This is a genomic window from Gordonia sp. YC-XJ4, from assembly GCF_059511865.1.
This window is the reverse complement of sequence record NZ_CM183447.1, coordinates 5779869-5801481: the sequence shown is the minus strand read 5'-3', so window position 1 is coordinate 5801481 and position 21613 is coordinate 5779869. Positions and strand designations below refer to the sequence as shown.

The window sequence follows — 21613 nt, the reverse complement described above, 5'->3', positions numbered from 1 at the left end:
TCTCTCGATGTCTGACGGATTCGTGCCGTTTCGGCGACGTGGTATCCGAGCGCTCAATCATGTTGGTGCCGAGCTGGTTCGACGTGGTCTCGGTCCGGATCTGTCCGCCGACGCCCTGCGGCGGCGCGCCGAGAGGTCGGCGAGGCGGGCATGGGAAGCCGACGCGCTGACCGACGAAGCTCTCGATGTGTTGACCCGTTCGATTGTCGACGAGGCGAACCTCAGCTATTTCGGGGCGCTGGTGATTCGCGCACGCCTGCACGGTCTGCTCACGACGCGCTTACGCGTGGCCGCACTGCTGGAGGCCGAGCCCGAGGTACTCGACGAGCCGATCACGCCGCCGATCGTGATCGCCGGCCTGCAGCGCAGCGGAACCACCATGTTGCACCGGCTGATCGGCGCTGATCCGCGGGTGCGCGCGGTGCAATCGTGGGAGGTGGTGCACCTGCTGCCGAGCCGATGGGAGCGGGCAGGTGAACGGCCACGTGTGCGAATTGCGCAGACCAAGCTCGCCGAACTCGCCCTGCGATACCTGAACCCACAGTTCTTCGCCATCCACGCCGTCGAGGCCGACGGTCCGGAGGAAGATGTTCTGCTGCAGGAGTATTCACTGTTATCCCAGGTGCCGGAGGCGATGCTGAACGTACCTGCGTATGCCGAGTGGTTGGCGCGCCAGGACGTCCGCCCGTCGTACGAGTATCTGAAGGTGCTGTTGCAGGTACTTGCGCGGCAGGACCGACGACCGCACTGGGTGCTCAAGACCCCCGCGCATCTCGAACACCTCGACACACTGCTCGACGTGTTTCCCGACGCGGTCATCGTCAACACCCACCGCGACCCGGTGCGCACCACAGCCTCGTTCTCGAGCATGCTCGCTCACGGCCATTCGATGTTCTCCGACTCCGTCGATGCCGCCGCCGTCGCGCGACATTGGTTGCGCCGCAACGTCGACATGACCGAACGGGCGCTCGTCGTACGCCAACACCATCCGGACCGATTCGTCGACGTGCGGTACGACGACCTCATTGCGGACCCAATGGCGCAGATCGACCGGATCTACGCTGCCGCAGGCCTGGAACTCGACGGCCCGACCCGTGCCGCCATGCATCGGCACCGACAGTCCCATCGGCAGAATGCCCATGGCGTGCACCGGTATTCGCTCGAAGAGTTCGGTCTCACCGAGGACGAGGTGGCCGGTGCGTACGCCCACTATCGCGAGGTGATGGGGATCTGAGAGATCCGGGTCGTCGGAACCCCCGATGGTCGAGGTGCCTTCCCCTGGTGGTCGAGGACCTCCCCCCGATGGTCGAGAACCCTTCCCCCCGATGGTCGAGGTGCCCGGCGCCCCAGGCGCCGGGCCTCGAGACCCGTTGAGCCACAGCTGGTTCCACCCCACAGCAAAAGCGACCGTCACCGCGGGTAGGTGACAATCACCTGCCCGGTCCGTCGGTTCCGCCACTCCACCCTCCGATCGGCGTAGAGCGTCGGCACCCACTCCCCAAGATGCTTCCGCTGATGATCGGCCCGACACAGTGGGATGAGGTCACCGAGTACCGTCCACCCTCCGGCCTTGGGGTCGGTGTGGTTGAAGGGTCGCCAATGATCGAGGTCGCACAGGTGTGACGGCATCCCGCAGTACGGGTATCGGCACCATGCGTCGTTGGCCAGCACCTCAGCGCGCAACGCAGCGCTGGGTGCATAGGTCAATGCCCCAGGGGGTGGCACGGTGTGACCGCCGTGTCCGGTCGGATCGGCCGGCGGTGCCTGCGCGCGGTCGGCGATCTGCGGGATCAACGGACCAGCCGTGCGGGCGGATTCGGGGTAGTGGATGGTCTTCGCAATCTCGGCCAAAGTCGCGGCGTAATCGCGGTCGATGGGCCCGTATCCCTGCAACCGCGGTACGAGAATCCCGTCCGGGTCCTTCAACACGGTCAGTACGGGTGCGCCGGGTACGACCAGGGCCCGTCCGAACGACACCGGAACCTCTTCCGGCGTCGGTGGATTCATCGGGTCGGGGATCTCGGGTTCGGCGACCGGCTCGACCAACTCCACCAACTCGACTGCGGGAGCGTCGGCGTCGGCAGGTTCGGGTAGCAGGTCGTCCCACGCTGCCGCATCCTCGGCGTCAGAGGGTGTTTCGGCCGACCCGTTGCTGTCGGTGCCGCTACCTCGTTTCGGGCAATCATCTTGGCCGCATTCGCAGTCGAGCCGGGCTCCGGGCACGCCGGTGATCTCCCCGAGTGCGATCACCCGCAGCGATCCCACGCGGCGGGGGTCCTTGCGGCAGGTCCGTTCGTCAATGAGGGCGTTGATCTGCGTTGTGAGAAACACCCCGTAGTGGGCGGGAACAACCGCATCCAGAGAGGAGTGCCCGGCAACATCGGGGGTGATGGTCACGTGTCCCACCAGGTCGGCGATGTCTTCGCGTTCCTCGGTGACACTGTCGGGGTTCATTGAAATCAACGCAGCGTCGAGCTGTTGCGACAGCACCGGATCGGTGGTGGCGCGGGATCCGTATTCCAGGACGATCTCTTCGAACGTCATCTCCTCTTTGTCCCCGGCCTCGACGGTGTCGGTGTCGGTGGTGTCGATGTTCTCGCCACGCTGGGCGGCGCGCGCCATGATCGAGGCCCGGTTGGTGGAGAGTTCCCCGTTCAGGTAGGCGGCGCGGATGAGCGGGAACTTCTCCAACAGATCCGCCAGCGCTATCCAGCTGCCGGCCTTACTGCGGGAGATCTTGAACTGCAGAGACACTTCGGCGCGTGCGAGTTTGTCGGCATGTTCGATCACCGAGCCCCACACCTCGACCTCGGACTGGCCCGCCAAACGCTCGCGATACACCCGCTCCGCCAGCGCGGCGGCAGCAAGCACCGTCCGGGCCTCATGCTTACGCGATTGGCGCAACAGATCAGGGCCGGTCTCGGTGAGCTCATCGCGCGACATGGCTGCGATCGCGGCGACGTCGGCTTCCGGGTCAGTGAACGTCAACATCGTCGACACCAGGTACCTCCCCTCCCACGATCGGACCTGATGAGAACAAGTGTACGAAGGGGTACCGACAAAACCGGGCCTGCGGAGGTTGGGCCGATGAAATCTGTGGACAACTTTTTCTACTCATCGACCGGGCGTCGATTTACGTCGACCGGGCGCTCTATTGCGTCGAGTGGGTAGTGGGTGTGGTTGCGATACTTGTCATCTCACCAAGGTCTCGAGGCTCGCCGCACGCGGCTCGCACCTCGACCATCGGGGGAGGGGCGAGCGCCACGTGCTGGAACCGCCCGACCATCGGAGGAAGGGGTTCTCGACCAACGGGGTGAAAGGGTTCGTGCATCGAAGAAAGGTGCAAGCATAGTGCGCTGGACTACAACCAGTCTCGCCGCTTGAACGTGGTGTAGAGGGCGATCACGGTGACCACGATCAACACCGAGCTGACCACGAAGCCGGTGGTGGTCTGGAAGAACGGGAACGAGACGTTCTGCCCGTAGAAGCCGGTGATGGCGGTGGGCACGGCGATGATCGCGGCCCACCCCGTCAGCTTCTTCATCACGGTGTTCAGGCGCGCGTCGGCCAATGACAGGTTGGTCTCGAACACCGTGGTGACCATGTCGCGCAACGATTCTGTCCACTCCGCCGCACGCAGCGCGTGGTCGTAGAGGTCGGAGAAGTGGGGGTCGAGTTCCGGTGGCGCCTCGTTCTCGTAGCGGTGACGCTGGATGGCCGCGATGACCTCGCGCATGGGCACCACGACTCGACGCAGAAGCACGAGATCCTTACGGAGATCGTAGGTTCGGCGCTGGAGGGTTCGAGCAGCGACGGACTCGTCGAAGAGCAGGGCCTCGAGATCCTCGATGTCGTTGTCGAGGCGCTGGACCGCGTCGAAGTGACCGTCGACGACCACGTCGAGCAGACCGTGCAGCAACGCGCCGATGCCGTACTGTTCGCCGCCGATCTCCTCCCACCGCTGGGTCACCACGGCGATGTCGAATCCCGGTGTCATCCGCACCGTGATCAACGCGTTTTGCTTGACGAATATCGAAATGCGATGCAGAACAAAGGACTTGGCGCGTTGCGCGTACGGGGAGTGCTGATCCGGACGCGCTGCGTCGCCGGCCGTCGGGTTCTCGTCGCCCGCCGACGGGTTCGCGTCGTCACCGGTCGGGGCGGCGGTGATCGCGTAGACGGTCATGAATGTGTAGTCGCGGTAATTCACGGTCTTGACGCGCTCGGCGGCGGCGATCGTGTCCTCGATCGCAAAGCTGTTGAGGTCGAGTTCTTGTGCCAGCGCTGTCAGATCGTCGTGAGATGGGCAGTCGAGATCGGCCCAGATGAGCGTGTCGGCGCAGTCGAGATGATCGGAGATGCCGTCGATCGAGAAGCCGTCGACCTTCTGGCCCTTCTTCCAGATCTGGCCGCGAATGCGCGTTCCGCGATCCGGATCCGGTGTGCCCGCCATGGCATCATCGTGCCACCACCTGCGCGGTGGGCGGCGCAGTGGCTGGCAGGATCGGCGCATGGCCTCGCGCGTTCCCTCACTCACCGGCGTGCGCACGATCGCCGCGCTGTCGGTGTGTCTGACCCACGCCGCGTTCTGGACCGGGCACTACACCGATGACTACGTCGGCCGACTGTTCGCGCGCTTCGAGATCGGGGTCGCGATCTTCTTCGTGCTCTCGGGGTACCTGTTGTTCACGCCATGGGTGCGGGCGGCGCGCGAGAACACCCGCGACACGCAACTGCCAGGTGTCGGACGCTACTTCTGGCACCGGGCACGACGCATCCTGCCCGCGTACTGGATCACCGTGATCGGCGTCTATTTGCTGTATGCCATCGCCCCACCCGGCGGCGAGGCGTCACCGACCGGCACCGGTTGGTCGGGATTCCTGCGCAACATGACGCTGACGCAGGTGTACGGGTTCGGGCACCTGCACTCCGGGCTGACGCAGATGTGGAGCCTGGCCGCCGAAGTCGTGTTCTACCTGGTCCTGCCGCTGATCGGCTGGGTCGTCGTCGGTGTGATGCGTGTGTCGGGCAGGCGCGGCGGGTGGCGACCGGATCTTCTCATCGCGGCGCTGGTGCCGTTGTTGCTGGTCAGCCCCGTGTGGTCGGTGATCGTCGCGGGCAGTGCGGGGGTGAATCCGACAGCACGTTTGTGGGCGCCGGCATTCTTCGGCTGGTTCGTCGGCGGCATGTTGCTCGCGGCCTGCGCACCGCTGATCCGCCGGTGGAACACCACCGCGTGGGTGGGCATCGCGATCGCCGCGTTTCTGGTGTCCGGGGGCTCGATCGCGGGGGAGCCGACGATCACCCCGACCACTGCGTCGGCGACGATCGTCAAGCACGTGTTGTATCTGGTGATCGCCGTCGGTCTCGTCGGCCCGCTCACCGGCGCCGATCAGCGGTCCTGGTGGGCGCGGGTGTGTGCCAGCCGACCGATGGTGTTCCTCGGTGAGGTCTCCTACGAGCTGTTCTGCGTGCACGTCGTTGTTCTCGAGGTGGTCATGGCCGCGCTCGGCTACCACGTGTTCAGCGGAAACGTGCTGATCGCGTTCGGTCTCACCGCGGTCAGCAGCGTCGTGCTTGCGTGGGCGCTGCACCGTGTGACCTCGCCGCTGTGGCGTGCGCGGACACCCGGGACCGTCGGTTCCCGCAGGTAGCATGGGTGAGCAAGACGGCGCAGAAGCAGCATGGCCGACAAGCAGGGTGACGAGGCGGGTACATGATCGACGACGGCGGAATGCGGGGGGCGGCACGGATCAGCGGCCCGAGCAGCGGGGAGATCCGGCAGTGGTGTGACCGGTCGGCGATGCCCGGTGAACGGCCGGAACTGTCCGATGTGGCCGCGATCCTGGTCGCGTCCGGCTATCTGACTCCGACGGGCCGGGCGATCGTCATTCGCCGCGTGTCCACAGGTCTGCCGTTGCCGATCGTGCCGGGTGGCTTCGGCGAGATGCGGCGTCTGCAGCGGGCCATCGTCCAGCTCGAGGCGCAGCAGTCGGGTCCGATGGTGCCCGGTGTGGTCGCCGCGGTGATGCGTAACCGTCTCAACGGGCTGGTCCGGCGCCGCGAGGACGCGCACAAGGCTTTCGTCACCGGTAAGGGTGTCTTCGCCGGCAGTACCCGTGCCATCCGCCGCGAACGTCGCGAGAATGTGTATCTCGAGCTCGACGAGCGCGAACGGCTGTTCGCCGGGCTGCTGTGTACGCCGACCCCCAACGTGGGCACGATGCGCGCGGTGCGCCGGGCGGGCACTGTTGCGGTCGAGCGCATCGCCGGCGTCGTCGGGCAGGTTGCGGCGCGGTCCGGGAATCGTCAGGTGGAGCAGTGGGCCGAGCAGGTCACCGCGGCGACCGATCGCGACGCCCAGGCGCCCGCGGTGCCCGGGTCGGCGAACTTCGTCGATGGATACGAGGCGCTGCTGTTCATCGCCGGCCACTATTACGACCGGATCATGACCAATCCTGCTTGGCGCTCAGACCATTTCGCGGTGCAGCGGACGCAGGTGAACCTGCACTCCGAACTCGCCGAGATCGCCGCCGACGTCATCGCCTTGCGTGCGGTGCGCGTCGACCTGGACCGGGCCAAGCGCAATGGTGGCTTCGACCAGGCCTTCGCCGAGCAGATCGACCGCCGCGAGACCACGCTGCGGCCGGTGTGGTCCGAGCTGATCGATCGGGTACAGGCGTTGTCCGACGTTGCGCACGTCGTCGAGTCCGCGGCAACGGAATTGCGGATTCTGGCCGAATACAACAAGGCCGCGACGATCGACGACCGGATCGATGCCCTGGTCGCCCGGTCCGGTGATCGCGAGATCTCGATGGACAATGCCAAGCGACTCTCCGAACAGGTCCGCAGTGGTGAGGAACAGCTACGAATTTATCGGGATGTGTTGCAGGGAAACATCTCTCGTCTCTCGCCGGCGGTTCCGCGGGAACTCCCCGCACGGTACGAACCGTCCTGACCACCAAGTCGCTCGACCGCGGTCAGCGTGACCAGGCGCGCAAGTAACCCTTCTCGGTATCGGTGAGGCGACGCAAACTGTGCGCCTCGACGTCGACGACAGCCATCTGAGTGCTCGCAACACATGCCGGTTTACTCACCGGATCGGCATGCGCACCCCGGATCTCGTAGCCGATCGTGAAGTCGACGGACCGAAAACCCTTGATCCACATGCCGATGCGCAACGGCGAGTCGTCGTGGCGGAGCTGACTCTGATATCGGATCTCGACGTGCACGATCATCGCGCTCTTGATCAGCGGGGTGTACTCCTCGCCGGCGGAGAGCAGCCACGCAATCCGGGCTTCCTCCATGAGCGTGACCATCCGGGCATGGTTGATGTGACCAAAAGCATCCATGTCCGACCAGCGCACCCCGACCTCCGCGGTGAACGCGAATTCGTGTGCGCCCAAACCGCTCTCACCTGCGATGTTTGCTGAGTTGCGGCCGGTGTTTGCGGTACTCACTGACCCACGCTCCTGAATGCCGGCTGTGAAAACACGTTCGGGTCTTCACGCTTTTGTTACCCGCTAGTAGTCTTCCATCCGCGCGGCGTCCCCGATAATGGGGGGCGGTGTACCTGCGAAGTGCGGTACCGCAATGCGTTCGTGGGCTACCGCCGTCGGCGGGTGGGATGAGGTTATTGATGATGGGCACAAGGCGAGTGGCCGCAATGGTGGCGACCATACTCGGCGTCGGCGTCCTGGGTGCGGGTTTGCTCGGTCCAGCAGTGGCGGACGCGGCGCCACGCGTCGAGGCGCGCATCGTCACCACCAAGCCGATGAGCGAATTGCGCACCGACGTCTGGGTGGATTCCCCGTCGATGAAACAGCGCATCAAGGTCAGCGTGCTGACCCCGGCGTACTCCAGTGGTCCGCGCCCGACCGTCTACATGCTCGACGGCGCCGGTGCCGACGGCGACGTCAGCGACTGGATCACCAAGGGCCACGCCGGCGCGTTCTTCGCGAACAAGAACGTCAACGTCGTCCTCCCGGTCGGCGGAGCGGGCACGTTCTACACCGACTGGCAGCACGCCGACCCCAAGCTGGGTAAGCCGATGTGGGAGACCTTCCTCACCAAAGAACTTCCCCCGCTGATCAATTCGCGGTTCAACGGTAATGGCCGCAACGCGGTGATCGGGTTGTCGATGGGCGGACAGGCGTCGTTCGCGCTGGCCATCCGCCATCCCGAGCTGTATTCGGGTCTCGCGTCGCTCAGTGGGTGCCCGCCGGTGTCCGGGGCGGCCAACGAGGCCTACGTGCGCACCACCGTCGGTCGCGACGGCGGCGACGCCACCAACATGTGGGGCCCGTTCGGGTCCGTCGGCTGGCAGGCGCACGACCCGAGCCTGCATCTGAACGCGTTGCGCGGCAAGGACATCTTCATCTCCGCCGGCTCCGGCGCCATCGGCCCACTGGACATCACGCGTCGCATCGAGCCCGACGAGGGTCCGCCCGCAGCGGTCACCGCGTCGTCCTCGGCGTTGGAGGCCGGCGCCTACCGATGCTCACTGGAGTTCGCGTGGGACCTGCGCACCCACAACGTGCCCTACACCGACGGCTTCCGCCTGATCGGCACGCACACCTGGGCCTACTGGGAGCAGGACCTGCCCGCCGCCTGGGGAACGGTCTCGCGGCACCTGTACTGAGCCGCCTGCCGTAGCGGTGCCGCCGCAGACCTCAGTCGGCGCGGATCCACCGCTCGGCGAAGGACAGGAAGCTGTCGTTCTCGTCGAGATGGGTGACGGTGACCCGCACGCCGTCGTCGGCGAAGGGCCGCACCACGACCCCGGCATCGATTGCCGCGCGCGCGAACTCCGACGACCTCTCGGCGAGGTCGAGCCACACGAAATTCGCCTGCGAGTCGGGTACCCGGTAACCGGCGGCGCGGAGCCGCTCGGTGACCCGCCGACGCTCGGCGACCACCGCGTCGGTGCGCTCGAGTAGCTCGTCGCCGGCCTCCAGGCAGGCCAGAGCTGCGGCCTGCGCGACGCTGTTGACCGAGAACGGCACATGCGCCTTACCCAGGGCGGTGATGATCTCCGGATCGCCGATCGCGTACCCGACGCGCAGGCCGGCGAGCCCGTACGCCTTGGAGAACGTGCGCAACGCGACCAGGTTCGGGAACTCGCGGCGCAACTCGAGAGCGTCGTAGGCGTGGTCGTCGTCGAGGCGGGTGTACTCGAGGTACGCCTCGTCGAGGGCGACGACGATGTCCGACGGCACCGACTGCAGGAAGGCGCGCAGATCGTCGGCGGTGACGACGGTCCCGGTCGGGTTGTTGGGGTTGCAGACGAAGATCAGGCGGGTGCGGTCGGTGATCGCGTCGGCCATCGCCGCAAGATCGTGCACGTCGTCGCCGGTGAGAGGCACCTGAACGGGCGTCGCCCCGACGAGCCGCGTCGCGAGGGGATAGGTCTCGAAGGAGCGCCAGCCGAAGACGACCTCGTCGCCGGGGCGGCAGGTGATCAGGATCAGGTTCTGGCAGAGGATCACCGATCCGCAACCGACCTGGATCTCCTCAGGACTGACGCCGAGGTTCTTCGCCAACGCGTCGGTCAACTCGACCATCCCGTTGTCGGGGTATCGGTTCACACCGGCCGCGGCATGTGAAATCGCTTGCAGAACCGAGGGGAGCGGACCGAAGGTGACCTCGTTGCTGGCAAGTTTCACCGCGTCCGGGAACGTCTTGCCGGGAACGTAGACGGGCAGGTCGGCGAGGTCGGGACGGATGCGAAAGGTCACCGTCCAACTGTAGGTCCACGGTCGTGGCGGACGATGCCCGGACCCGGCGATCCGGCTCTGACCGCGCGGTTTGCTTCTGCCGCCGTGCGGTGTGTAATCTTTCGCTTCGGCAGTTCGAAAGGACTCCGCTAGGAGGCGTGCCAGAGCGGCCGAATGGGACTCACTGCTAATGAGTTGTCTCGCTAAAACGGGACCGGAGGTTCAAATCCTCTCGCCTCCGCCGACCGCAGTCGCGCCGACCGCGGTGACAACTGAACAGCACGACAGCTGAACAGCACGACAACTGAATAATCACGCGCCCGTAGCTCAACGGATAGAGCATCTGACTACGGATCAGAAGGTTTGGGGTTCGAATCCCTACGGGCGCACTCTCAATACCCCGCCACCAGCGACAACGGTGGCGGGGTATTTGTTTTCCGCATCACCGTCGGATGTCGGCCTGGTCACCGTTTCGCCGCCTTTGGCCGCCTTTGGGTGGAAACGGTCGTGAATGGTGTGCACTGAAGTTGCTCAAGTTCTGCCAGTGACGTGTGTGCTCACCCAACGACCTCGAGAGGCTGTCATGATTCCTGCTCCGTTCACCAAATACGCGGCCGAATTGTTCGGCACATTCTGGCTTGTCCTCGGAGGTTGCGGAACCGCGGTCTTCGCTGCCAAGCAAGTCGCCGAGGGAGACGACAAGGGGACGCTCATCCAGGTGGGCGTCGGCTATCTGGGCGTCGCGCTGGCGTTCGGACTGACCGTGGTCACCATGGCCTACGCGCTCGCCCACATCTCCGGGGCGCACTTCAATCCGGCGATCTCGCTCGGCGCTGCGGTGAGCGGGCGACTCGAATGGAAGGATCTTCCGGGCTACTGGATCGCCCAGGTCGCCGGTGGTCTGCTCGCCGGTCTCGCGATCTATGGGATAGCGCAGGGCAAACCCGGCTGGACGGCCACCGGCAACATGGCCGCCAACGGATACGGCGACCACAGTCCGGGCCACTACACCCTCGCCGCGGTCCTGATCGCCGAGATCCTACTGACCGCGTTCTTCCTCATCGTCGTCCTCGGCGCGACCGACGGCCGGGCCCCGAAGGGATTCGGGCCGTTGGCAATCGGCTTCACCCTCACACTCATCCACCTGGTATCCATCCCGATCTCCAACACCTCGGTGAACCCGGCACGCTCGACGGCGGTGGCGTTCTTCAACGGCGACGGCGCGCCCGGCCAGCTGTGGGCGTTCTGGGTCGCCCCACTCATCGGCGGTATCGTCGGCGGCCTGATCTATCCACTGCTGTTCGAGGACGGCAAGTTCAAGTACGGTTCGTCGGCGCGCGAGGAGACACCGGTCGCCTGACCGCGTCGGCGGCGGCGAACGCAGGCACTTGACGGAACTCCGCAACCGGCGAAATCGGACAGCCGCTGCGAGAATCACTGCCCATGGAACTGTTGATCCTGGTGCTCGTGGGCGCCGTCATCATCACCGCGATCGCCGACCGGCGTGGCATGCAACCCGCGTTGATCATCGTGGTGGTGGCGCTGGCGGTCTCGTTCGTCCCGGGCATGCCGCACGTGGAACTCGAATCCGAGATCCTGCTGACCGTCGTGCTGCCACCGCTGCTGTATTCAGCGGCGCTGGGCTTCTCGGTGCCGAGCTTCGTGCGCAACATCAAGCCGATCCTCGGGCTCGGGGTGGCGATGGTCGTCATCACCGCCTTCGCCGTCGGGTGGATCGCGTCGTTGCTGATCCCCGAGTTCACCTTCGCGTTGGCGTTGCTGCTCGGGGCGATCGTCGCACCGCCCGACGCGGTCACCGCCGTGGCGATCGGACGCAAGCTCGGACTGCCGAAGCGGCTGATGGCCATTCTCACCGGTGAGAGTCTGGTCAACGACGCCGCGGCGCTGTCGCTGTTCGCCATCGCGATCTCCCAGATCGCCTCCACCCATGCGTTCATCGACAATCCGTTGGCGCTGTTCGGCTACAACGCAATTCTCGGTCCCATCGTCGGTGCCGTCCTCGGCTACCTCACCCTCTGGATTCGACGCCACCTGCGCAACCCCGCACTGGAAACGGTGCAGGGCTTCGTGGTTCCGTTCGCGGCGTTCCTGGCCGCCGAACACCTGCATGCCTCCGGGGTACTCGCGGTGGTGATCGCCGGCTTCGTGGTCGGGTCGGGGTCGGTGCACGCCGGCTATCAGACGCGGCTGCAGGAACGCTATGTGTGGAATTCGGTCGACGTGCTGCTCGAGGCATTTGTGTTCGCCTACATCGGGTTACAGATGAGGTTCATCATCGAGGACCTCCGCGACGCGCGAGAATCGTTGCTGCAGATCACCATTGCCTCACTCCTCGTGTTGGCCGTGGTGCTCCTGATCCGGCCGGTCTGCGTGTTCGCGATGTTCGGTCGCGGAGTCGTCAGCCGCCATCTCGACGCCACGGTCGCCGTGGAGATCCCGCCCACCCCGCGTCGCGGTGCCGCCGGACGCCGCGACCCCGACCAGGCACCGGAGTGGCGGCGGCGCCTGCGCGAACGCATCGACAACCGGCCACTGACCTGGCAGGAGTCGACGGTGGTCGCCTGGACGGGTATGCGTGGCGTGGTCACCCTGGCGGCCGCTTCCGGCATCCCGCTGACCGTCGCCGACGGCAGCGAGTTCCCCGAACGTTCGGCCATCCAGGCGATCGCGTTCGTCGTGGCCGTCGGGACCATCCTCATCCAGGGCCCGACCCTTCCCTGGCTGATCAACCGGTTACACCTGCGCAACGAGGATGAAGAACGCTACGACCACGAACAGACCGCCCGCGCCGAGGCCATCGTGCACGGGGCGGCCGACGAGGTCATCGCGGGCTTCGTCAACAACCCACCGGCCGACCTCGACGAGGTGACCGTCGACTTCATCAAGGAGACCGTCGCACGACAGTCCCGGGATGCCGAGGAGATGCCCGACCCCGACGCGCACACCGCCCGCACCGACGCCTTTGCCGCGCTGTACCGCAACGTGCTCTCGGCACAACGTGACGCTCTCGTCGCCGGCCGAGAGAACGGCCACCTCGAGGACGAGGCGGTCCGCGCCATGCTCGAACGCCTGGACCTGCAGGAAGCCGGACTCACGGCCCGACTGGAAAGCCGCCTCTGAGACGCCGTCAGTAAGGTCGAAGGTGCACGTGTTGGATACGGGTGCGCCGGCTCGGCGACCCGGAAGTGATCGGGAGTGGCGACATGGGACAGCCCACCGGGCAACGGCCCGACGGCGCCGACGATTACCGCACCCCGCTGCTGCCGGGCAACTACCCGCCGCTCGGCTACTCCGACCGTGGACTCCCGCGCTACACCGCGGCCGACCTCGCCGCAGGCGGGACACCGCAGTCCGCCCCCCGCCATGACGTCGCGCCGGTTCCGTTGTCGGACGGCCCGGACGGGGTCGAGATGGGGATGGCCGGCACCGATGCCGAGCCGCCGCACCATCCACGCCGCTCCGGGGAGGAACGCGGGGTCGGCGCCACCGTGGTCATCTTCGCCGTCGTCGGCCTGGTGATCGTGGGACTCGTCGTCTTCGGGGTCCGATCGCTGCACCAACAACAGAACCCGACCATCACGCTGCCGACCGCCGACCCCACCGACACCTATTCACTACCGGTGTTGCCCACCCGGCCCGGCGTGCCCTCGCAGCCCGGCGGCGACCAGCCCGGCGGTGGCTCCGGTGGTGCGACGCCGGGCGCACAGGTCACCTACACCGTCACCATCAACGGCGTCGGGACCATCCTCTACGTCGACGACGTCGGCGTCCGGACCGACTTCACCCCGCCAGCGAACTGGACGGTCACCTTCGCCGCAAGCCGCAATCCGCTGCGCCTGTTGGTCGTCGCCGGCGACGGATCCTCGGCGCACTGCACCATCACCGTCGCCGGCCGGCCGGTCGCCGACGACAGCGTCGAGGCCTCCTCGACACGGCGAACGGCCACCTGCATCGCCTGACCCACGGGTCAGTTCGGGGTCCTCGGCGTGTGTCGGCGGCCCGAGGTCGCTACCGTATGTGTGTGAGTTCCCCGCAAGCAGCCCCGCAGGCGTCGGCGAGCGACGCCACCGAGTTCAAGACCATGATCACCTGGCGCGGTGTCGACACCGACCGCCTCGAACAGGTCCGCCTCAACGTCCAAGGCGCTCGGGTCAAGGCGTACGGCCGCATCATCGCCGCGGCGACCGCCGACCACGACGCGTTCTCCGCGTCATATGAGCTGGTCACCAACGATGCCGGCGTCACCAAGCGGCTGTCGATCCACCTCGTGCAGGCCGGCGGTGAGACGCAGCTCGGAATGGCTCGCGACGAGGAGAACACCTGGCTCGTGCAGACCGGGGGCGAGACCGTCCGCAAGGACTTCGGTGGCGCGGAGGATGTCGACCTCGCTCTGTCGCCGATGTTCAACGCCCTGCCCATCCGCCGACTGCACCTCGCCGCGGCCGACGCATCCGGCACCGTCGAGGTCCCCGTCGTCTACGTCTACCTGCCGACGGCGGTCGTCGAACCGGCCACCCTGCGCTACACGCCCGGCCCGGACGGGATCGGCGTGTCCTCGCCGGTCGCCACCTCGACATTGACCGTCGACGACAACGGCTTCGTCATCGACTACCAGGGACTGGCCAGCCGCGTCTGACCGGGCGATCAGCCCAGCCATACACTCCCGCGGTGCGCCTGGCGGCGCATCTCCGCTTGCCAGCCCGCGACGCCCGGCTCGACGTCGGTGATCGCCACCCGCGGCGCATTCGCCATCGCCTCGTAGGCGTGCCGGGCGCGGTAGCCGGCGTCGATCAGTACCTCGGTGGTGCCGTGATCGCGGAGTTCGTCGCGTGCCGCGGTCAGCCGGTCGATCACCTCGCTGAGTGCATTGAGCACCGCGATCCCGTTCGCTTCGATCATCGCCCGCTGCAACTGCGGAGCGGTCCCGGCAACACGTGTGCCGTCTCGGAAACTGCCCGCGGCCAGCCGGATCGCCAACTCGCTCTCCGCGGCACCGACCGCCGCCGTCGCCGCGGCCGTCAGATGCGGCACATGCGAGATCGCAGCCACCGCGCGGTCGTGCGCGTCGTTCGCGGCGGGCACCACCGCGGCACCCAGCGCGCGCGCCAGCCCGGCGACGACCCGCCAGTCCTCGGCGTCGGTGGAATCCTCGGTGGTCACCATCCACATCGCGTCGGTGAACAGGTCGGGATCGGTGGCCTCCCACCCCGAGTGACTCGAGCCGGCCATCGGATGCCCGCCGACATACCGGGCGTCGGGGAACAACCGCCGAAAGATTTCGGCGACAGGCATTTTCACGCTGATGACGTCGGTGACCAGGCAGCCCGCCGCATGGTCGGCGATCGCCGACACGATCGGTTCGATCGTGGTGACCGGGGTCGCGAGCACGATCACCGCGTCGGTGTCGGCGGCACGGCGCAGCGTCGCCACGAGATCGGTGGACGCGTCGTGGCCGTCGGCGCGGACCTGCTCGACGGTCGCCGACGAGCGGTTGTAGCCGAAGGTGGAGGCGCCCGATGCATCGAGCGCCCGCATCATCGACCCGCCGATGAGGCCGAGACCGAGAATGCAGACCGGGGTGGAGCGGATGTCTGTCACCATCCCAGATTTCCACATCGCCGTGGTGCGGGTAGGACTTGGGGAGTACGCCCCCGACGGGCTACCGTGACCTGCATGGCAGGTGCCGGCGCGGGAGTATCGGGTTCCAACAGCAACGACGTCGTCGACGGCGTGGAGGGTTTCGCGGTCGCGGTGGTGCGCGAGGATGCCGCCTGGAAGGTCACCGCCCTCAAACCGGACGCGCTCACCGATCTCGATGCCGCCGAACGGCAACTGCGTGACCTGCGGTCGGCGGGCGCGGTGTTCGGATTGCTCGACGTCGACGAGGAATTCTTCATCGTCATCCGCCCGGCACCCGGAGGTGCGCGGATGCTGCTCTCCGACGCCACCGCGGGCATCGACTACGATGTGGCCGCCGATGTGCTCGACGCACTGAACGTCGACGTCCCCGACATCGACCCCGATGAACTCGACGACGTCGACCCGTGGGAAGAGGGCGATCTCGGCATCCTGTCCGACCTCGGCCTGCCCGACGCCGTCATGGGCGTCATCGTCGGCGACACCGACCTCTATGCCGACGAGCAGATCGGGATGATCGCCGCGCGGCTCGGGTTCGCCGACGAACTGTCCCGCGTGCTCGACTCACTGGGGCATTGAGCTCCGCGACTCCCGCCGGCGCCGCGCAGATGCGGGTGTGGGAGTCGATGATGAATGCCGCCCTCGACGCGGCGGCCCTCTCCGGTGACGACGACGTACCGATCGGTGCCGTCGTCTTCGATCCCGCAGGCGTCGAACTCGCCCGCGCAGCCAACCGTCGAGAGGCCGATTCGGACCCGACCGCGCACGCCGAGATCCTGGCGTTGCGCGCGGCGGCCGCTGCCTTCGGCGACGGATGGCGACTACCCGGATGCACCATCGCCGTCACCGTCGAACCCTGCACGATGTGCGCCGGAGCCATCGGCCTCGCCCGCCTCGACACCCTGATCTTCGGGGCGTGGGAGCCGAAAACCGGTGCGGTGAGCTCACTCTGGGACGTGGTTCGTGATCCGCGGCTGACCCATCGACCACAGGTACGCGGCGGCATCCTCGAGCAACGGTGCCGAATGCTGATGGTCGACTTCTTCACCATCCGCCGCGACCTGTGACTCTGTGGCAGATTTGACGGTGCACGACATCGGACGAATCCGTATTCCACCCCGAACCGCAGGAGGACGGCATGGCCGACGCAAGCGACAAGGTCAACGAGGTCATCGGTACGGCCAAGGAGAAGCTCGGTGAACTCGCCGACAACCCCAAGGTCGCCGAGGCCCTCGGCACGGCGAAAGAGAAGATCGGCGAGCTCGCGGAGAACCCGAAGGTCAACGAAGCCCTCGACACCGCAAAGGAAAAGATCGGTGAGCTCGCCGGAAACGAGAAGGTGCAGGGCGCGCTGGGCACCGCCAAGGAGAAATTCGACGAGCTGAGGGGCAAGTTGGGTAACTGACGCCACCGGTTGCCGGTCGGTACGGTGGAAGGCGGGGCAACCCCCCTCCCATGCGGCCCGTCGAGACCAGGCGTGGACGCATCATCCGATCGCCTCGACGTGCGCGCCGCGCGCGCACCCGGCAGAGGAGGCTCACCATGGCACTATCCGATGACGCCAAGAACAAGGCCGAAGAGCTCAAGGGACGCGGGAAGGAAGCCGCAGGCAGCCTGACCGACGACCAGGACCTCAAGAACGAGGGCAAGGGCGACCAGGCCGTCGCCCAGGGCAAGCAGAAGATCGCCGACGCGGCCGACGCCGTCAAGGGCAAGGTCGACGACATCAAGGACAAGCTCAGCGGTAACTGATACCCGCCGTTTGCCCGTCTGACCAGCCGATTTAAGGCCGGACACGGGCCTGCGGTACAGTCTTCGGCGGTGGCGTGTCCGAGCGGCCGAAGGTGCAGCACTCGAAATGCTGTGTGCGGTAACCCCGTACCGAGGGTTCAAATCCCTCCGCCACCGCCGGCAATGGCCCCCTATCCTCGCAGATAGGGGGCCATTGTGCTGTCCGGGGAGGCTTGTGCCGTATTCGTGGGTCACAGGTGACCTGAAAGTACGGCACGCCGCGCATGGCGGCCGTATCTGCCGTCGATCGTTCGTGTGAATCCCATGGACCTGGGCGGATGACGGGACGATGATCAACAGCATGAGCACTCCGCAGCAGCCGGGTAACGACCAGAACCGGCCCGGACCGTCGAACGAGCCGACGACCCACTATCAGAAGCAGGGTCGGGCGCCGCTGGGTCCGGACGGGCAGCGGACCACTGCGTACCAACGTCCGCCGGCGCCGAGGCCGACGGAGGCGCCGACGCGGGTGCACGCACGGCCACAGGTAGCGCCGCCGGCCGGCCCGCCACGCCATATCCCACCGACCGCCCAGCCCGGCATGGGGCAGCAGCCGGCGACCGGGCAGTCGGGCCTGGGGCAGTCGCAGGTACCGCCCGGACGGCCGGGCCCGTCGGCACGGCCGGACGCACAACCTCCGGCACCGGGCGGACAAGTTCCGACCGGGCGCCCCGTCGCCGACGGCGTGGCGATGAAGAAGCGCAACCCGATTGCGGTGTGGATCGGCCTGCCGCTGATCACCCTCGGGATCTACTCGCTGGTCTGGTACTACAAGATCAACAAGGAGATGGCCGCCTTCGATCGGCGCAAGGAGATCTCGGCGGTCGGGCCACTGTTGGTGATCATATTCCTCAGTTGGACGGTCATCGCCCCGATCATCAGCTTCCACAACACCGGCAAGCGCATCCGTGAAGCCCAGCGCTGCGCCGGACTGCCCGAGACGTGTAATCCGTTGCTGTGCTGGGTACTCGGCTTCGTCTTCGGTCTGCACACCTTCTACATGCAGAGCGAACTGAACAAGATCGTCGACCGCTACGGAGCCGAACCGGGCACGACGGTGCCGCTGTTCGCCTGATTCACAGGAACGATCCGGCTCCACCGACGAGGTCGAGGAGTGGTTGTGGGAAGAACCCGAGCACGATCGTGACCGCCGTGCACAAGGCGATCGACGTGGTCGTCAAAGCGCTGGGCCGCACCACATGCGGGGCGTCGACGGGGACGTCGGAGAAGAACATCGCCACGATGATGCGGATGTAGAAGTACGCCGCGATGGCGCTGCTGATCACACCGATCACCACCAGCACCGAACCCCCGCTACCCGAGACCGCAGCGAACACATCGAATTTCGCGATGAAGCCACTCGTCAACGGAATGCCGGCGAACGCCAGCAGGAACATCGAGAACATTGCTCCCACAAGCGGATAGCGCCGCCCGAGACCGGCCCACTGGTCGATGCCGGTGGCCTCGCGTCCGGACAGGTGCGCTCCGGTGGCGCCGCCGGTGCGCGCCGACCCGGTGAACGTCGTCGGCTCGCGAACCACCGAGACCGTGGCAAACGCACCGAACGTCGAGAAGGCGTACGCGGCCAGATAGAACAGGGTGGCGCTGACGCCCGCTTCGTCAAAAGCGATGAGCCCCAACAGGATGAAGCCGGTGTGTGTCACCGAGGAGTAGGCGAGCAGGCGTTTGACGTCGGACTGGGTCACCGCCATCACCGCACCGCCGAGCATGGTGACGATCGCCACCGCCCACAACACCGGTTTCCAATCGTCGGCGAGCGCACCGAAGCTCGTGTAGAAAACACGCAGTAGCGCGCCGAACGCGGCGATCTTGGTGGCCGCGGCCATGAACGCGGTCACCGGCGTGGGTGCGCCCTGATAGACGTCGGGGACCCACGAATGGAACGGCACCGCGCCGATCTTGAACAGCAACCCCACCGAGAGCAACGCCAACCCGATCAGCGGGAGCAGTACCTCACCCGACGTTCCGGCGGCGGCGCGATCGACACTGATCCCGATGACCGTCAGGTCCAGCGAGCCGGTGCCGCCGTAGACGAAGGCGGCGCCGAACAGGAAGAACGCCGACGAGAAGGCGCCCAGCAGAAAATATTTGAGGGATGCCTCCTGGGAGAGCAGGCGGCGGCGCCGGGCCAGGGCGCACAACAGGTATAGCGGCAGCGAGAACACCTCGAGCGCGATGAACATGGTGAGCAGATCACCGCATGCGACGAACAGCATCATCCCGCCGACCGCGAGCAGGGTCAGCGGAAAGACCTCGGTGGTCACGCCACCGGCTCGGGTCGCGTCGAATTCGTCATCGGAATTCGGGGTACTCGCTCCCGACGGCGTGAACATGTCGGCGCGGTCGCCGGTCAGCGTGGCCTGTGCTGCCGCCCCCGGCCCATCACTGACCCGACGTCGTCCGGCGGGGTGTTTCACCAAGCGCGTCGACGGTGCCACGACCCGTTCGAGTCCGCGCTCGGCCATGAACGCCACGGCGAGCACGGAGATCACCAGCAACAGCCCCTGCAGGAACAGGGCGGGCCGATCGAGCACCACCGCCCCGGACACCGCGGTCCGTCCCTGACCACCGTCGTCGGTGAGATGGACGGCCAGCACGATGACCGCGATCAGCGCGGCCACCAGCCCCGCCGTCGACAGCACCAGTTGGGCGCGCCACCGGCCGGCCCGCGGCGCGAACGCCTCGACCAGCACACCAACCACGCCGACGCCGAAGACGATCAACATCGGTGACAGCAGAGAGTATTCGACGTGGGGCGGGGTGATCGCGGCCAGCGCCGCCGTGATTTCGTGCGTCGTGGTCACGTGTGCCGCCATCACTTGCCACCTCCGTTGTTCTGGACCACCACGGCCGGTGCCGGGTCGCCGCGTCCCACGGTGGTCAGCGTGTGCGAGACCGTGGGGGTGATCAGATTCAGCAGAGGCTGCGGGAAGAACCCGAAGACGAGCAGCAGGGCGAGCAGCGGTGCCACGACGAGACGTTCGCGACCGTGTAGATCAGGCATCGCCCGACGGGCGGCGCCGGGACCCTCCACCGGTGTCGGCGGGCCACCCATCACGCGTTGATAGAGCCAGAGAATGTAGATGGCGGACAGGACCAACGCGCTCGACGCCGCGATCGCGGCGACCGGGTACCGGGTGAAAGTGCCGATGAACACCAGGAATTCGCTGATGAACGGCGACAGGCCGGGAAGCGACAGGGTGGCCAGCCCGGCGACGAGGAAGGTGCCGGCGAGGACCGGCGCGACCTTCGCGATGCCACCGTAATCGGCGATGAGGCGGCTACCACGCCGCGAGACGAGGAACCCGGCGATCAAGAACAGTGCCGCGGTGGAGATTCCGTGATTGACCATGTAGAGGGTCGCACCGCTCTGGGACTCGCTGGTCATGGCGAACACGCCGAGGATGATGAAACCGAAGTGCGAGATCGAGGTGTAGGCGATCAACCGCATCATGTCGGTTTGTGCGATGGCCAGGATCGCGCCGTAGACGATACCGATCACCGACAGCGCGATGATCAGTGGGGCAAAGGTTTTCGACGCCTCGGGGAAGAGCTGCAGACAGAACCGCAGCATTGCGAAGGTGCCGACCTTGTCGACGACGGCCATCATCAGCACCGCCGACGCCGGGGTGGCCGCCACCGCCGAATCGGGGAGCCACGAGTGGAACGGCCACAGCGGGGCCTTGATCGCGAAGGCGATCATGAAGCCGCCGAACAGTAATGCCAGCACCCCGGTGCTCGCGTCGAGGCGTCCGCCGGCCACCGCGTCGGAGATCGCCGGGAGACTGAAGGTGCCGCGGCCGTCGGCGCCGATCCCCGAGCGTGCGGTCACCACGTACAGCCCGATCACCGCCGCGAGCATCAGCAGCCCACCGAACAGGTTGTACAACAAGAACTTCACCGCGGCGGCGGCCTGCGTGCCGCCGCTGCCGAAACCGCCGATGAGGAAGTACATCGGTATCAGCATGGCCTCGAACACGATGTAGAACAGCAGGACGTCGGTGGCAACGAAGCTCATCAGCACCATCGCCTCGACCGCCAGCATCAACGCGAAGTAGGTGTGCGGGCCCTTCTGTCGACGTCCACCCGAATGATCAAGGGAGCCTGCATGATCGGCGTCACGCCAGCCGGCCAGCACGAGGATCGGCATGAGCACGGTGGTGAGCAGGATCAGGACCAGCCCGATGCCGTCGAGACCCAGTTCGTAGCGCGCGCCGAAGGATGGGATCCACCGCACGTTCGTGACGAACTGATAGCGGGGGCCGTCGGGATCGAAACCGATCGCGAGCCCGACCGACACCACCAGCGCGGCCACCGTGCCGAGTAGACCCGCCCACTTCGCGAGATCGGGACGCTGCGCCGGGAGCGCGAGCACACCGACGGCGACCACCGCCGGGATCAGCCAGAGGATCGTCAACCAGCCCATC

General features: G+C 66.6%; 20 protein-coding genes and 3 tRNA genes. 16 read left to right on the top strand and 7 right to left on the bottom strand.

The window, feature by feature from the left end:
- Window positions 1–7 precede the first annotated feature (7 nt).
- A complete protein-coding gene (locus AC5ZH6_RS26050) occupies window positions 8–1234 on the top strand; it encodes a sulfotransferase family protein (protein ID WP_020173123.1) in 1227 nt (408 codons plus the stop codon).
- Window positions 1235–1410: 176 nt separating this feature from the next.
- Here the strand turns inward: AC5ZH6_RS26050 and AC5ZH6_RS26045 are convergent, their stop codons facing one another.
- A complete protein-coding gene (locus AC5ZH6_RS26045) occupies window positions 1411–3000 on the bottom strand; it encodes an HNH endonuclease signature motif containing protein (protein ID WP_496167989.1) in 1590 nt (529 codons plus the stop codon).
- 361 nt (window positions 3001–3361) lie between these two features.
- Complete coding sequence (locus AC5ZH6_RS26040) at window positions 3362–4453, bottom strand: magnesium transporter CorA family protein (protein ID WP_020173149.1); 1092 nt, start codon at window positions 4451–4453, stop codon at window positions 3362–3364.
- Window positions 4454–4511: 58 nt separating this feature from the next.
- Here AC5ZH6_RS26040 and AC5ZH6_RS26035 point away from each other — a divergent pair, with 58 nt between their 5' ends.
- Together AC5ZH6_RS26035 and AC5ZH6_RS26030 are read left to right on the top strand one after the other, a co-directional pair.
- Entirely contained in the window at window positions 4512–5654 is a 1143-nt protein-coding gene (locus AC5ZH6_RS26035) for an acyltransferase family protein (protein ID WP_026920476.1), read from the top strand.
- Between the two features lie 62 nt (window positions 5655–5716).
- Window positions 5717–6958 carry a hypothetical protein gene (locus AC5ZH6_RS26030; protein ID WP_020173151.1) on the top strand — a complete coding sequence of 414 codons (1242 nt, stop codon included), beginning with the start codon at window positions 5717–5719 and terminating at the stop codon, window positions 6956–6958.
- 22 nt (window positions 6959–6980) lie between these two features.
- Here AC5ZH6_RS26030 and AC5ZH6_RS26025 read toward each other — a convergent pair whose 3' ends face one another.
- Window positions 6981–7460, bottom strand: a complete 480-nt coding sequence (locus tag AC5ZH6_RS26025) for an acyl-CoA thioesterase (RefSeq protein WP_020173152.1) — start codon at window positions 7458–7460, stop codon at window positions 6981–6983.
- A gap of 182 nt (window positions 7461–7642) precedes the next feature.
- Here AC5ZH6_RS26025 and AC5ZH6_RS26020 point away from each other — a divergent pair, with 182 nt between their 5' ends.
- Window positions 7643–8641 carry an alpha/beta hydrolase gene (locus AC5ZH6_RS26020; RefSeq protein ID WP_026920477.1) on the top strand — a complete coding sequence of 333 codons (999 nt, stop codon included), beginning with the start codon at window positions 7643–7645 and terminating at the stop codon, window positions 8639–8641.
- 31 nt (window positions 8642–8672) lie between these two features.
- Here AC5ZH6_RS26020 and hisC read toward each other — a convergent pair whose 3' ends face one another.
- Entirely contained in the window at window positions 8673–9737 is a 1065-nt protein-coding gene (gene hisC / locus AC5ZH6_RS26015; protein ID WP_020173154.1) for a histidinol-phosphate transaminase, read from the bottom strand.
- Between the two features lie 131 nt (window positions 9738–9868).
- On the opposite strand from hisC, the gene AC5ZH6_RS26010 reads away from it, so the two are divergent.
- The 6 genes from AC5ZH6_RS26010 (at window position 9869) to AC5ZH6_RS25985 (ending at window position 14373) form a co-directional block, all read left to right on the top strand.
- Window positions 9869–9957: transfer RNA gene (locus tag AC5ZH6_RS26010), tRNA-Ser, on the top strand.
- A 75-nt stretch (window positions 9958–10032) separates the two neighbouring features.
- Window positions 10033–10105: transfer RNA gene (locus AC5ZH6_RS26005), tRNA-Arg, on the top strand.
- A gap of 194 nt (window positions 10106–10299) precedes the next feature.
- The gene (gene aqpZ / locus AC5ZH6_RS26000) at window positions 10300–11076 is read left to right on the top strand and encodes an aquaporin Z (protein WP_006371708.1); all 777 of its coding nucleotides are present in this window, start codon (window positions 10300–10302) and stop codon (window positions 11074–11076) included.
- Between the two features lie 83 nt (window positions 11077–11159).
- Window positions 11160–12857, top strand: a complete 1698-nt coding sequence (locus AC5ZH6_RS25995) for a cation:proton antiporter (RefSeq protein ID WP_020173155.1) — start codon at window positions 11160–11162, stop codon at window positions 12855–12857.
- 83 nt (window positions 12858–12940) lie between these two features.
- Window positions 12941–13696, top strand: a complete 756-nt coding sequence (locus AC5ZH6_RS25990) for a hypothetical protein (RefSeq protein ID WP_210739388.1) — start codon at window positions 12941–12943, stop codon at window positions 13694–13696.
- A gap of 56 nt (window positions 13697–13752) precedes the next feature.
- Window positions 13753–14373 carry a putative glycolipid-binding domain-containing protein gene (locus AC5ZH6_RS25985; protein ID WP_014361887.1) on the top strand — a complete coding sequence of 207 codons (621 nt, stop codon included), beginning with the start codon at window positions 13753–13755 and terminating at the stop codon, window positions 14371–14373.
- 8 nt (window positions 14374–14381) lie between these two features.
- Here the strand turns inward: AC5ZH6_RS25985 and AC5ZH6_RS25980 are convergent, their stop codons facing one another.
- On the bottom strand, window positions 14382–15338 hold the full coding sequence (locus AC5ZH6_RS25980; RefSeq protein ID WP_020173156.1) for a prephenate dehydrogenase: 957 nt from the start codon (window positions 15336–15338) through the stop codon (window positions 14382–14384).
- Between the two features lie 72 nt (window positions 15339–15410).
- Between AC5ZH6_RS25980 and AC5ZH6_RS25975 the strand changes: the two genes are divergently transcribed.
- From AC5ZH6_RS25975 to AC5ZH6_RS25950, 6 genes are all read left to right on the top strand, one after another.
- Window positions 15411–15953, top strand: a complete 543-nt coding sequence (locus AC5ZH6_RS25975) for a tRNA adenosine deaminase-associated protein (RefSeq protein ID WP_006371703.1) — start codon at window positions 15411–15413, stop codon at window positions 15951–15953.
- Window positions 15954–15982: 29 nt separating this feature from the next.
- Window positions 15983–16441: a nucleoside deaminase gene (locus AC5ZH6_RS25970; RefSeq protein ID WP_020173157.1), complete on the top strand. Its 459-nt coding sequence runs from the start codon at window positions 15983–15985 to the stop codon at window positions 16439–16441.
- Window positions 16442–16512: 71 nt separating this feature from the next.
- Window positions 16513–16779 (top strand): hypothetical protein, encoded by a 267-nt coding sequence (locus AC5ZH6_RS25965; protein WP_079928558.1) that lies wholly within the window; start codon window positions 16513–16515, stop codon window positions 16777–16779.
- A 137-nt stretch (window positions 16780–16916) separates the two neighbouring features.
- On the top strand, window positions 16917–17126 hold the full coding sequence (locus tag AC5ZH6_RS25960; protein WP_006371700.1) for a CsbD family protein: 210 nt from the start codon (window positions 16917–16919) through the stop codon (window positions 17124–17126).
- A 68-nt stretch (window positions 17127–17194) separates the two neighbouring features.
- A tRNA-Ser gene (locus tag AC5ZH6_RS25955) sits at window positions 17195–17282 on the top strand.
- Between the two features lie 184 nt (window positions 17283–17466).
- On the top strand, window positions 17467–18240 hold the full coding sequence (locus AC5ZH6_RS25950; protein WP_288336950.1) for a DUF4234 domain-containing protein: 774 nt from the start codon (window positions 17467–17469) through the stop codon (window positions 18238–18240).
- A 1-nt stretch (window position 18241) separates the two neighbouring features.
- Here the strand turns inward: AC5ZH6_RS25950 and nuoN are convergent, their stop codons facing one another.
- Window positions 18242–20002: an NADH-quinone oxidoreductase subunit NuoN gene (gene nuoN, locus AC5ZH6_RS25945; RefSeq protein ID WP_288336949.1), complete on the bottom strand. Its 1761-nt coding sequence runs from the start codon at window positions 20000–20002 to the stop codon at window positions 18242–18244.
- Entirely contained in the window at window positions 20002–21612 is a 1611-nt protein-coding gene (locus AC5ZH6_RS25940) for an NADH-quinone oxidoreductase subunit M (RefSeq protein WP_288336948.1), read from the bottom strand. The genes nuoN and AC5ZH6_RS25940 overlap by 1 nt, the downstream gene beginning before the upstream one ends.
- Window position 21613: the final 1 nt, after the last annotated feature.